A 12295-nucleotide genomic window follows, 5' to 3' on the forward strand; every position below is an offset into this window, starting at 1 on the left:
GATGGCGGCAACCGATCGCGCCAAGAGGACCTTCGACGTCGTGGTCGCCGGACTGCTGGTGGTGCTGCTGAGCCCGGTGATGGCCGCCGTCGCTGCGGCGATCCTGCTGACGGCGGGCCGGCCCGTGCTGTTCCGGCAGTGGCGACCGGGGCTGCACGGCAGTCTGTTCCTGCTCACGAAGTTTCGGACGATGCGGCCACCCCGCCCCGGACAGGACGTCTGGGCCACCGACGAACTGCGGGTCACAGCGCTGGGCCGGTTCCTCCGGCGGACCAGCCTCGACGAGTTGCCCGAGCTGCTGCACGTGTTGTCCGGGACGATGAGCCTGGTCGGCCCGCGACCGCTCCTGACGGAGTATCTGCCGCGCTACAGCGCACGGCACGCCCGCCGGCACGAGGTCCGGCCCGGGATCACCGGCCTGGCACAGGTCAGCGGTCGCCGCTCGTTGACCCTCGGGCAACGGCTCGAACTGGACGTCCGGTACGTCGACACCTGGTCGCTGCGGCTGGACCTGACGATCCTCGTGCGGACTCTCCTGGAGCCCTTCCGCCGGGGAGACAACCCGACCCAGAAGCTCGAGGAGGTCGACGACGTCGGCCTGCTCCGTCTCCCGGAGCGGATCCGGTGACCGCCCCCGCTCGCTGGGAAACGGGATCCTCGTTCCCGCTGATCCTCCCCGCCGCTGACGACGACCGGAGCGGACCGGCGGAACCGTGGCACCGGTACGGCTCGGGTCGGCAGGCGCTGCTGGCACTCCTGACGTTCGGTCGGGACGTGCTTGGATGGCGCACCGCCCACCTGCCCACGTACTTCTGCCCACCGGTGGCCGAGGCGGTCGCGACCGTCCTGCCCGTGCACCGATACCCCTGCGGCCCCGGCGGTGGGGCCGCTCCGTCCGGGCTCGGCCGCACCGATGCCGTCCTCGCCGTGTCGTTCTTCGGCGAACGACCCGTCGTACCGGAGGGCGACCCGGCCGTGGTCGTCGACGCCACCCACGACCCGCTGGCACCCTGGCTGCCCGACGTCGGAGCGGACTACGTCGTCGCGTCTCTGCGGAAGACCCTGCCGCTGCCGGACGGAGGGGCGCTCTGGTCACCGGCCGGCCGCCCGCTACCGGCCGAGCCGACACTGGGCAACGTCCATCGGGCCGCGGCCGGCGACGTGCTGGCCGCGATGTGCCTGAAGTCCGCCTACCTCGGGGGCACGGACGTCGACAAGCAGCAGTTCCTGGCGCTCTACGCCGAGGGCGAGGAGGCACTGACCTCAACCGCGGTAAGTGCCATGTCCTCGTACAGCGCGCAGGTGCTGCCTCTGCTGCCCGTCGCCCGGCACCGCCGGCACCGCATCGAGAACGCCCACCGCCTCGCCGACCGGCTCACCGGGCTACCCGGCCTCACTGCCCGCGCCCATCCCTTCGGCGTCGTACTGGAGCTCGACTCCCCCGGCCGCCGGGAGGAACTGCGGGCCGGGCTCATCCGACGACAGGTCTACCCGGCCGTGCTCTGGTCGCTGACCGAGGGGCAGGCGCCCGCCGACCAGGTCGACTTCTCCCGTCGGATGCTGTTTCTGCACACCGACGCCCGCTACGACGCTGAGGACATGCGGAGGACGGCGGAGATCGTCCGCGAACAGTCGGCCGCCCGGCCCGCCCTTCGACCCGCCCCGTTGCCCCCGCCGCCGTTCGGGGCCATTCCCGCCGCGGCCGGCCGGCCCGTTTCCATCGGCTCAGGAGATCAGCCATGACCGGTCTGCGGATCGTCGTCGTCACGAAGACCAACGAGGGTGGCGCCTGGATCGCCACCCAGGCGCGGACCCTGCAGGCACGTGGTCACGAGCCGGTGGTCATCCTGCCGGCAGGGCCCGGCCGGCTCACCGCACGCCTGGAGGAACTCGGCGTACGGACCGTGGCCTCCCCGTTCGACTTCCGGTTCCGCCCCACACCGGCAACCGTGGTCCGCCTGTGGCGACTTCGGCGGCTGCTTCGTGGACTCCGGCCCGACGTCGTGAACTACCACCTGTACGCCGCCGCGCTCGCCGTCCGGCTCGCCTCCCTGGGGCTCCGGTTCCGCCGGGTGCACACCGTGGTGGGGCCGCTCTTCCTGGAGTCGCCCGTCATCCGCGCGGTGGAGCGGGTGCTCTGCCGGCTGGACCATCTCGTCGTCTGCGGCACCGCCTACACCTCTCGGCGCTACGGGGAGCTCGGCCTGCCGGTCGAGCGCCGCCCCACGGTGACGGTGGGGATCGACATGTCTCACTACACACCGCCGGAGCGCCGGGAGAGCGAGCGAGCCAAGGCCCGAGCCGAACTCGGCCTGCCGCAGCAGGCGTTCGTGGTCATCATGGTCGCGTTCGTCTATCCGCCGCGCCGGTTGGACGGGGCCCGCCGCGGGATCAAGGGCCACGACGTGCTGTTCGAGGCGTGGCGGGTGTTCCGCACCCGGCGGCCGGACGCGCACCTGCTGCTGGTGGGCGGCGGCAACGGCCCGGGTGGCGTGGCATACCGGAACGAGCTGGTCCGTCGCTACGACGTCACCGCCGACTCGAGCGTGACGTGGCTGAATTCGGTCGAGGACGTACGGCCGGCCTACCGCGCGGCGAACCTCAGCGTCAGCCCGTCCCTGTCCGAGGGACACGGGGCTCCCGTGGAGGCCCATGCCATGTCGGTACCGAGCGTGGTGAGCGACGCCGGCGGGCTGCCGGAGACCGTGGACGGGCAGTCCGGCTGGGTGGTGCCACGCGGCGACGCGACCGCACTGGCGGAAGCGTTGGAGGCGGCGTACCGCGAGTACGCCACCGGGCGACTGGACGCCCACGGTGACCACGCCCGCCGGTACACCGAACGACACTTCGACCGCCAGCAGGCGGAACACCGGGTGGTCGATCTCGTCGAGGAGACCGTCGGGCGACGGCGAGCCACCGATCCGCGGCGGCTCTCACCCCTGGAGGCCGGCGAGTGAGGGTCGTGGTCACCACGGAGAGCAGATTCATCCGCACGCCGGACGGCGGGGTGTGGACGCCCACGCCACCCGACCACCGGTTCTGGCAGCGTTACCTCAGCGTGTTCGACCAGGTCCGGGTCGTCGCCCGGGTGCAGGACCAGCACGAGGTGCCGGCCGGCCTGCTGCGCGTGGACGGCGAGGCCGTGGAGGTCCACGCCGTGCCCCACTACGTCGGTCCGTGGCAGTACCTGCGCCGCAGTCGGCACGTACGACGCGCGGTCGAGGCCTCGGCCGGCCCGGACGACGCCGTGATCCTCCGGGTTCCGTCCGTCCTCGGTTCGGCACTGCGCTCGGCGCGGGTCCGGCACGGCCTGCCGTTCGCGTTGGAGGTGGTGGGCGATCCGTGGGACGTCTTCGCCGAGGGTGTGGTCCAGCATCCGCTCAGGCCACTGTTGCGCCGGCGGATCACCGAGAGGCTGCGGCAGGAGTGCCGGACCGCGGCCGCGGTGTCGTACGTGACGGAGGAACACCTTCAGACCCGCTATCCGACCGCACCGGGAGTGCCGGTCGCCGCGGTGTCCAGCGTCGATCTGCCGGATGATGCCTTCGTCACGCGACCTCGTCAGGTGGTCAGGGCGGCCGGCGTGGCACCCACCGTGGTCACGGTGGGCACCCTCGAGCAGATGTACAAGGGGGTCGACACCCTCATCGAGGCGGTGGCACTGCTCGGCGACGACGGAGTGCACGTTCGGCTCGTTCATGTCGGACAGGGCCGGTACCGGAGTCGACTGGAGCGCCTGGCGAGGGAGCGGGGCGTCGCCGACCGGGTCACCTTCGCGGGTTGGGTCGGCCCGGGCGAGCCGCTGCGGGAGCGACTCGACCGCGCGGACCTGTTCGTGATGCCGTCGCGGACCGAAGGGCTGCCACGCGCCCTGATCGAGGCCATGGCACGCGGGCTGCCGGCCGTCGGTACGCGGGTCGGGGGGATTCCGGAGCTGTTGACCGCGGACGACACGGTGGCCCCGGACGATCCTTCCGCCATGGCCACCGCCATCGCGCGAATGCTCGACGAACCCGCTCGGATGAGCGCCGCCTCGGCGCGGAACCTGACCCGGGCGCGACAGTTCTCACGGGAGACGCTCATCCCTCGACGTACCGCCTTCTACCAGTCGGTGAAGGACGCCATGGGTGAGCAGCGTCCGAACGCGACCGGGCCGCTGTCGGAGCGACCGGTCGACGCGGCGAGCCGCACCGGCCGGTGAGGGCGCGGCGGGCGACCGCCACTTTCCGCACCTGCCCTCGTTACTCCTCCGTCAACTCACCGGCCCGCACGAGGCGCCGCTGTCCCGGTTCTTCCACAAAACCGCCGCAGACCCGGTCGTGACAGACCGGGATCAGCGGCCTGGCAACGAGGAGTACGACGATGCCGAGAGCGACTCCGACGGATCCTGTCGCGCGCCCCGACCGGGGTGACACCGAGCGCCGGCAGCCCGGGACCCGCCGATGAGCACACCGGCCGGCCTCGTCGTCCCCACGGGTCCCGGAGTGCCGGGCAGGGCGGGCGACGGGCGGAAGCGGGCCTGGGACCTCCTCTGGGCGGGTGCGCTCACGTCAGCGCTCACCGTGGCGCTCGTCGTCTGCGTGCCGTCCCTGCGCCATTGGCTCATGGCGCCGGTGACGGTGAGCGGCACCATCATCGGGGCCGAGGCCGTCCGCTGGTTCCGTCGCGATGTCGACGTCCTCGAACCGCGGGCCTGCGCGGGCTTGTTCGGCTTCCACTTCTTCTACGTGGCGCCGGTGCTCACGGTCGCTACGCGGATCTGGGCGCCGAGCTACTACAACCCTCCCGACTGGCCGGACGCCATCGGCGCACTGTCGGTGCTGAATGTCGTCGGGCTCTGCATCTATCGCCTGGTGGTAGCCGCACCGCCGTGGCCGCGTCGGCGCGACCGCCCGGCCCGGGCTCTCAATTTCCGGGCGTTCTACGGGCTCGGAGCCGCGGCGGCGGCCGTCAGCCTGGCCCTCTTCTTCGGCTACCAGGTCCGTTCGTTCGGTGGCCTCCCGGGGTTCGTGGCCGCCATGACGAACCGGGCGGATCCGCCGGACCTGAGCGAACTTGGCCCCGTCGTCCTGATCAGTCAGGCGTTTCCGGTGCTGATCTTCACCGTGCTGCTGGTGCGGTGGCGCGACACGCTCGCCCGGAGCCCGGTGCGGTTGACCCTGCTCCTGGCCGCTCTGGTGGTCGTGCAGTTCTTCGTGGCCGGCCTCGGTGGCCTCCGGAGCAACACGTTGTGGCCCTGCGTGCTGGGCCTGGTGATGATCCATCTCGTCGTGCGGCGCCTGACCCGACGTGCGCTGCTGGTGCCCGCGGTACTCGTGCTCGTCTTCCTCTACATGGCCGCATTCTTCAAGGAGGGCGGCGTCGACAGCATCAACGAGATCCGGCAGACCGGTTCGGTCACCCAGGCCGAGTCGGAGACCGGACGGAACCTGTCCGTGATGCTGGCCGGCGACCTGGGCCGCACAGATGTCCAGGCGCTCATTCTGCATCGTCTCCTGTCCGGTCAGATGGAGCCCGAGTACGGCAAGACCTACGCCGCGCCGTTCCGGCTCTGGCTACCGAACTCCATCGCCCCGCTCGACTTCGAGACCAAGCGTGACGTTGGCGCTCGGTGGCTCTACAACCCGCTGTACGGACGGGGAGAGCGGATCTCCAGCAAGATCTACGGAATGACCGGCGAGGGGATGATGAATCTCGGGCTGCTCGGCGGCGTGCTCTCGTTCGCCGTGTACGGCCTGGTCATACGGCTCATCGGACGCCTCTATCGGGGAGCGCGAACAGGTCAGGCCCTGGCCCCCCAGCTCTGGGCCGCGATGGTGTGGCCGATGACGATCCTGGCCCTGAGCGCCGATCTCGGCAATTTGATCGACTTCAACATGGGCTTCACCGTGCTGGTCGTGCTGCTGGTCCTCCTCAGCAGTCGACGACTCGGCGGCAGGCGTCACGCCCCGGGCCTGCTCGGGGCCGATCCGCACCGGCCGCCCTGGGCACAGCCGGCCGGCCCGGCAGAGCGGATGCCGACGGCCCTACGCGAGCGGCGCAACATCCACGTCTGAGGATTGGTGGCAGATGAACCACGCAAGGGTGGGGCGCGAGCCCGGGCAGCGCAGGACCGACCAGCGGGGCGGCGCGGCCGGAAAGACCGTCACGACGCCATCGCCTGCTCGGTACCGGGTGGTGCAGATCTTCGGCGTCCTCGACGTCGGCGGGGCGGAACTCCGGGCGATCGAACTGCTGCCAGAGTTGACCCGGGCCGGCGCGGACATCCATTTCGTCACGCTCACCGGACGTCGAGGGACCCTGGCGCCCACGGTCGAGGGTCTGGGCGCCGAGGTGCACCCGATGCCCGTCGACATCCGGTTTCCGGTGCGCTTCGTCCGATTCCTCACTCGGTTGCGGCCACGTGTCGTGCACTCCAACGTCGCGACGTTCTCCGGGGCGCTGCTCCTGCTCGCCGCGGTGGCCCGGGTACCGGTGCGGATCGCGCACTTCCAGAGCGACGGCGACGAGCACGGGAGCAGCCTGCGACGCCGGGTCCAACGGTGGCTGATGCGCAAGCTCATCCACTTCTGCGCCACCGACATCGTCGGTGTGGCGCCGAATGCTCTCCGCCACGGCTACCGGGCCGACTACCCGGCCGATCGGCGGTGCCGGGTCCTTCCCAACGGCTTGAATCTCGATCGGCTCACCGGAGCGTCCGGCTACGACCTCCGCCAGGCGATCGACGCCGCCCCGGGTGACGTGGTCTGCCTGCACGTCGGCCGTCCCTCGCCGGCGAAACGCCGGTGGCTCGTCCCACCGATCGTGGCGGAGGCGCTGGCATGCGGTGTCGCCGTCCGGGGGGTGCTGGTGGGGGCCCGGGACGACGACGACGATCGGCGTGTGCTCGACGAGGCACGTGCCCTCGGTGTGGCGGAGCGCCTCCATCTGCTCGGTCCCCGAGACGACGTGGGAGCGCTGATGCGCCAGGCGGATCTGCTGCTGCTCCCGTCCGATCGGGAGGGTCTACCCAGCGTGGTGCTGGAGGCGCTGGCGGTCGGCACCCCCGTCGTCGGCTCCGACCTGCCGGGCGTCTGCTTCATTGCCGGTGAGCTGCCCGGAGTGGTCACCGTGCCCCGCGACGCCGCACCGTCGGAGTGGGCCACGGCGATCGCCGACCTGGTCAGCCGGGAGGGCGGAACGGGCGACCGCGCGGCGGCCGAGGAGAGGTTCCGGGCGAGCGTCTTCTCGTTGCGGGCCGCCGCCGCGGAGCACCTACGGCTGTACCGGGCGCTCCCGACGTCGCCGGCCGTCGACCACCATGACGACCCGGCTTCCCTCTCCCCTTCGCACTGAGGCCTGCCGAGCCGGTCTCGCAGCGCCAGATTCGGCGCATGGACGGCGCCCGGCGCCCCGTCCCCGGCCGTAGCTGTCAGGTGGGCGGCGTGCCGTGGACCGGTTCCATGCACAGGCGGACGTGGCGCCGGAGGACGTTGCTCACTGGACGGTCACGACGTCGTCCGGGGAACCGGCGAGGTCGCTGTCACCGCGACCCCGCCGGAGTCTGCGGCTTCGGCCGCCGCACCTCGGTAGCGGCGGATCGTCCGTCGGTAGCCGTACCACACGGCGGGTCCCACGGTCAGGGCGTACGCGGCGCAGCCGACGAACGGCACCGCGTTCAGGCCGTATCTGGTCGCGGCGAACCACTTGGCCGGGACGGAGGTCCCGAGGAACAGGATCTGCCCGACCAACTGAGGCCTCACCACACCGGCGGCGTTCTGCACCATGGCCATCACCGAGAACATCCCGACCAGGACGAAGTAGAGTCCGAGCCCCGCCAGCAACCATCGGCTGCCGCCCCCCAGCGGCATCGGCAGCCAGACGGAGAAGATCCAGTCCCCGACCAGCGCGAGGACCGCCGTCGGCACCGCGGTGGCGAGCAGCGCCAAGGTGACCATCCGCCGGACCGTCTGGTGGACCCAGGTCAGGTCACCCCGGGCGAGCGCGTCGCCGTTCGCCGGCCAGAGCGGCACGTTGATCATGGATACCAGCATCCCCACCAGGGACACCATCTTCGCCGGCAACGCGTACGCGGTGACGCTCTGCGGCCCCAGGGCGTGCGCGATGATCAGGTTGTCCGCGTTGTACGACACCGCGTACAGCACGAACACCACGAAGAACCCACCGCTCAACCGGATCAGGACGGTGCTCAGTCGACGATCGATCGCGGCAAGTCGCGGGCGAAGTTCGGGCATCCGCCGGCGGAAGATCCAGATACTGACCGCGAGGTTGGTCAGGAGCGGGCCCAGGGCCGTCGCGGTGACCACCGCGAGGGGAGCGTACGGGCCACGGGCGGCGAGCAGCACGACCGGGACCGTCGCCAACGTTCCCGCCGCCTGCCAGATGGCGCAGCTGGCGACCTGCTGGTAGGCGTACTGGACCCGGACGATCAGGGCCAACGGGATGTTGAGCAGGAACGCGGTCAGACAGATCATGACCACGGCCGTGGTCTCCCGGGAACCAACCGCCCCGGTGACGTTGAAGACCGCAGTCCAGGGGACGAGGCCGGAGCCTAGCCAGAGCAGGCCGCACAGCCCGACCGCCACCGAGCTCAACAGGGCGTAGGCGGTGGAGATATAGCTGCGGGCCTGCGCGGCGTCGCCGTTCGAGTAGCAGGGTGCCAGTTTGGTCATCAGGCCCGCACCGAGCCCGAGATCAGCGAAGGTGACCATGCCGGTGAGAGCGAGCACCGACATCCACAACCCGTACCGGTCAGGTCCGAGGGTGGCCAGGGACACCGGTATGAGCAGGAGTGGTGCCACCAGGGCCGCCCCGCGGGCGAGCACCGTCGTGACGAGCCCTCCGACGAGCCGACGGCTGCGCGACGAACCAGGATCGGCCCCGGACGCCTGTTGTCGCTTCGTCGAGGACGGCCGACGGTGGGACCCTACCGGCGAGCGGGGCGTGACTGTCATGGTCAGCGGGCGGCGAGCAGGCGGGCCGACATCCAGTCCACGGTCGCCTGGAGGCCGGCGCGCAGGGGGTACTTGCGCGCGGTGGGGAAGAGCTCCCGGAGTCGCGAACAGTCGGCCTGCGAGTCGCGGACGTCACCGGGCCGGGGCGGCTGGAACTCGACCTCCAGCCGGCGGCCGAGAACCGTCTCGAGCTCGGCGATGAGCTGAAGCAGGGAGACGCGCTCGCCGAATGCCAGATTCACCACGTCGGGAGCGCTGACCCGGTTGAGGACGGCGTCGGTGATGATCGAGGTGACACTGTTGACGAAGGTGAAGTCACGGGTCTGGAGTCCGTCGCCGTGGACCTGCAACTCCCGGCCGTGCAGCGCCGCCGAGACGAAGCGTGGCACGACCGCGGCGTACGCGTGGTCGGATGCCTGGCGCGGTCCGTAGACGTTGAAGAACCTCAACGGCAACACCGAGAGCCCGTAACACGCGCCGTACGCGACGGCGTAGGACTCCGTCGCGAGCTTGGAGACCGCGTAGGGGCTCATCGGGACGGGACGCAGCGATTCGACACGGGGCAGAACCGGGTTGCTGCCGTACACCGACGAGGAGGAGGCAAGGACGATCTGCGGGACCCGGTGCCGCCGGACCGCCTCCAGCACGGTGAGGGTACCGGTGGCGTTGGCATGGTGGCTGCGCAGCGGGTCGTCGATCGACCTCGGCACCGACCCGAGCGCCGCCAGATGGACCACGGCCGCCGATCCGGGTACAGCCTCGTCCAACACGTCCGGATCGAGGATCGAGCCGATGTGCAACGACAACGGCAGATCCGGCACGTTGTCCATGGACCCGGTGGACAGGTCGTCCACCACCGCGATCTCGCTCACGCCCGGCGTCTCGGCCAACTGCCGTACCAGGTTGGAACCGATGAAGCCGGCTCCCCCGGTCACCACGACCTTCATGACTGACTCCTCGTCTCCTTGCGGTTTCCGGGCGGGGTCTGGCACTGGGGCGACAGGCTTGGGCCTTCCGGTAGCACGGCGAGCGCACCGTTGACGCCTCCGAAGCCGACGACCACGCGACACACGTTCACTTCTTCGGCAACGAGACCTCAGCCGTGCCGTCGACGTCTCGGTAGAGGGCCTTCACCGTGTCGTTCAGGTCGTACGACGGAGCCCAGCCGAGTTCCGACCCGGCGAGCGAGACGTCCGCGCAACTCCACGGCATCCTCACGGTCCGGGCCGACGGCCCACCGGCGCCGGCCTCCGTGAGTGTGCCGGAGAACCCGGCCACCGCAGCGAGCGCCCGCACGGCCTCCCGGACCTGCACGGCGTTCCCGCTCCCGATGTTCAGCACCGGCACGGTCAGCAACGGGCGCCGCACGGCGGCGCGGACCGCGAGCGCCACGTCGCGCACGTCGACCAGGTCGCGATACGCGCTGAGCGGATCGACCACGACGGTGTCCAGGCCCCGCATCAGCGCGGTCGCGATCAGCCGGGCGGCGCGACCCAGCAGGCTCGCCCCGGACAGACCGGGCCCCACGGCGTTGAAGACCCGCAGCACCACTCCGTCCAACCGGCCGGACCTGACCGCCAACTCCACCAGTCCGGTGGCGGTCAGGTGACTCAGGCCGTATCCGTCCACCGGATCGACCGGGTCGGTCTCCCGAACCGGATGTCCGGCCGGCGTCGGCCCGTACTCGGCGGCCGAGCCGATGCGCACCAGCCGGGCTCGGGGCGCCGCCAGCCCGATCGCCTCGATCAGCTTGGCCGTCACCAGGGTGTGCGCCTGGACCATCTCGTGGTCGGTGCCACCGACCCGTCCGGTGCAGTTGACCACGGCCGTGGGCCTGGCCGTCCGGATCAGGTCGGCCAGCTGCGGCAGGGTCACCTTGACAAGATCGCAGTCCGACCGGGGCGGGCGGATCAGCGTCGCCTCCGGGGCCAGGGTCCCGCTCACATGGCGGCCAAGAAAGCCCGAGGCACCGAAGATTAGGACTCTGCTCATGCCGGGGCGCCAATGGTCACGGCCCGCTGAGGCGGCCCGAGGCGGTCGCCGGTCGGCGCAGCGATCCCCGGCGCCGCCGGCGGCTCCGGCGGTGTGATGGCGCACGGCCGCGGGCGGGCAGCGACGCCACGCACCATGACCACCACGTGCATGGTGCCTCCTCTTACGGATCGGGCTGCGACGCAACGCCGGCCGTTTCCCGGCCGGTGCCATGGCTAACGGAAGAAAGCCGACTAAGTTGCGCAAAGCTTCGGATGCCCGGTCGTCCTCCCGACCGGCACGGCCACCGGCGTCGTCCCGTCGGGTGCCTCCGCGGCCGGCACCGTGACCCCACTCCGGCAGCCGCCCCGGCCAGGGCGGCTCCTCAGCTTCCGGTATGCCCGACGGCCCGCCCGCCGCTGTGGTGAGCTGTACCGATGGCGGGCTATGTGTTCGGGCTGGTGCTGCACCCCACCCGGGACGTCTCCGAGGTGGTGGGGACGATCGCGCGCTGGGCGGCGCAGCACGGCAAGACCCTGGCCGTCCGCTGCGAGGACCGGCACCGCGTGCCGACCTCGGTGGAGGCGGTGCCCGCCTGCGACCTGGCCGACCACTGCGACGCGCTGATCAGCATCGGCGGCGACGGCACCATGCTGGGCGCGCTGCGGATGGCCGTCCGCGACCCGAAGCCGGTGCTCGGGGTGCACCTGGGACGGGTGGGCTTCCTGGTCGAGGTGGAGCCGCCGGACCTGCCCCGGGCGCTGGAACGGCTGGTCGCGCGCGACTTCACCATCGAGTCGCACGCCTGCCTGGCCTGCGACGTGTGCGGCGACGACGTGGTGGCGTTCAACGACATCGCGCTGGTCCGCCAGCCCGGCGCCGGTTTCGTCACGGCCACCCTGGCGGTGGACGGCCAGCGGTACGGCTACTACCGGTGCGACGCGCTGGTGGTGAGCACGCCGACCGGCTCGACCGCGTACAGCTACGCCGCCGGCGGGCCGTTGATCTCGCCGGCGACGGAGGCGCTGGTGGTGACGCCGTCGGCCCCGATGGCGGGGATCTCCCGCTCGGTGCTGCTGTCGCCGCACGAGAGCGTGCACCTGGAGCTGCGCCCGGACTCGGCGCCGGTGGCGGTGGAGATGGACGGGCTGCTGATCCGCGAGGCGGCGACCGAGGGTTCGGTGCACGTCCGGTACGTCCCGGACGCCGGTCGGGTGGTCCGCCTCGACCCACGCCGCTACCAGGAGCGCAATCAGCTCAAACTGAGCCTGCTTGACCTGCCGCTGCTGCCCGACCAGCTCCGCGAGCTGCTGCCGGACGGGTTGCGGGAGCAGCTCAACCGCCGGGAGCTGCCCCCGCCCCGGTGACGT

10 protein-coding genes are annotated in these 12295 nt (G+C 71.4%); 7 read left to right on the plus strand and 3 right to left on the minus strand.

The features are described 5' to 3' along the window. The first annotated feature begins 1 nt into the window (after position 1). The 6 genes from CO540_RS09000 to CO540_RS09025 all read left to right on the plus strand — a co-directional run bounded on the left by CO540_RS09000 (position 2) and on the right by CO540_RS09025 (position 7335). On the plus strand, positions 2-628 hold the full coding sequence (locus tag CO540_RS09000) for a sugar transferase (RefSeq protein ID WP_099161670.1): 627 nt from the start codon (positions 2-4) through the stop codon (positions 626-628). Next, positions 625-1743, plus strand: a complete 1119-nt coding sequence (locus tag CO540_RS09005; RefSeq protein WP_099161671.1) for a hypothetical protein — start codon at positions 625-627, stop codon at positions 1741-1743. Before CO540_RS09000 ends, CO540_RS09005 begins: the two co-directional genes overlap by 4 nt. Beyond that, entirely contained in the window at positions 1740-2957 is a 1218-nt protein-coding gene (locus tag CO540_RS09010; protein WP_099161672.1) for a glycosyltransferase, read from the plus strand. The genes CO540_RS09005 and CO540_RS09010 overlap by 4 nt, the downstream gene beginning before the upstream one ends. Positions 2958-2962: 5 nt before the next feature. Continuing rightward, positions 2963-4201: a glycosyltransferase gene (locus CO540_RS09015; RefSeq protein WP_253866564.1), complete on the plus strand. Its 1239-nt coding sequence runs from the start codon at positions 2963-2965 to the stop codon at positions 4199-4201. Positions 4202-4442: 241 nt separating this feature from the next. Next, entirely contained in the window at positions 4443-6056 is a 1614-nt protein-coding gene (locus CO540_RS09020) for a hypothetical protein (protein WP_157779086.1), read from the plus strand. A 13-nt stretch (positions 6057-6069) separates the two neighbouring features. Continuing rightward, positions 6070-7335 carry a glycosyltransferase family 4 protein gene (locus tag CO540_RS09025; protein WP_099161675.1) on the plus strand — a complete coding sequence of 422 codons (1266 nt, stop codon included), beginning with the start codon at positions 6070-6072 and terminating at the stop codon, positions 7333-7335. A gap of 152 nt (positions 7336-7487) precedes the next feature. On the opposite strand, the gene CO540_RS09030 is transcribed toward CO540_RS09025, so the two are convergent. From CO540_RS09030 to CO540_RS09040, 3 genes are all read right to left on the minus strand, one after another. Then, on the minus strand, positions 7488-8735 hold the full coding sequence (locus CO540_RS09030) for a lipopolysaccharide biosynthesis protein (RefSeq protein WP_157779087.1): 1248 nt from the start codon (positions 8733-8735) through the stop codon (positions 7488-7490). A 221-nt stretch (positions 8736-8956) separates the two neighbouring features. Further along, positions 8957-9901, minus strand: a complete 945-nt coding sequence (locus tag CO540_RS09035) for an NAD-dependent epimerase/dehydratase family protein (RefSeq protein WP_099161677.1) — start codon at positions 9899-9901, stop codon at positions 8957-8959. A gap of 127 nt (positions 9902-10028) precedes the next feature. Next, positions 10029-10946, minus strand: coding sequence for an NAD(P)-dependent oxidoreductase (locus CO540_RS09040; protein WP_099161678.1), 918 nt, complete (start codon positions 10944-10946; stop codon positions 10029-10031). Positions 10947-11362: 416 nt separating this feature from the next. Here CO540_RS09040 and CO540_RS09045 point away from each other — a divergent pair, with 416 nt between their 5' ends. Beyond that, positions 11363-12292: an NAD(+)/NADH kinase gene (locus CO540_RS09045; protein WP_091578530.1), complete on the plus strand. Its 930-nt coding sequence runs from the start codon at positions 11363-11365 to the stop codon at positions 12290-12292. Positions 12293-12295 lie beyond the last annotated feature (3 nt).

It is taken from the genome of Micromonospora sp. WMMA2032 (genome assembly GCF_002688545.1).
Taxonomy (GTDB): Bacteria; Actinomycetota; Actinomycetes; order Mycobacteriales; family Micromonosporaceae; genus Micromonospora; species Micromonospora sediminicola.

Excerpts from the sequence above, each read along its gene's own strand:
- CO540_RS09000 (WP_099161670.1), top strand. The coding sequence starts at position 2 with ATGGCGGCAACCGATCGCGCCAAGAGGACCTTCGACGTCGTGGTCGCC.
- CO540_RS09040 (WP_099161678.1), bottom strand. The coding sequence starts at position 10,946 with ATGAGCAGAGTCCTAATCTTCGGTGCCTCGGGCTTTCTTGGCCGCCAT.
- CO540_RS09045 (WP_091578530.1), top strand. The coding sequence starts at position 11,363 with ATGGCGGGCTATGTGTTCGGGCTGGTGCTGCACCCCACCCGGGACGTC.
- CO540_RS09010 (WP_099161672.1), top strand. The coding sequence starts at position 1,740 with ATGACCGGTCTGCGGATCGTCGTCGTCACGAAGACCAACGAGGGTGGC.
- CO540_RS09035 (WP_099161677.1), bottom strand. The coding sequence starts at position 9,901 with ATGAAGGTCGTGGTGACCGGGGGAGCCGGCTTCATCGGTTCCAACCTG.
- CO540_RS09025 (WP_099161675.1), top strand. The coding sequence starts at position 6,070 with ATGAACCACGCAAGGGTGGGGCGCGAGCCCGGGCAGCGCAGGACCGAC.
- CO540_RS09020 (WP_157779086.1), top strand. The coding sequence starts at position 4,443 with ATGAGCACACCGGCCGGCCTCGTCGTCCCCACGGGTCCCGGAGTGCCG.
- CO540_RS09030 (WP_157779087.1), bottom strand. The coding sequence starts at position 8,735 with ATGTCGGTGCTCGCTCTCACCGGCATGGTCACCTTCGCTGATCTCGGG.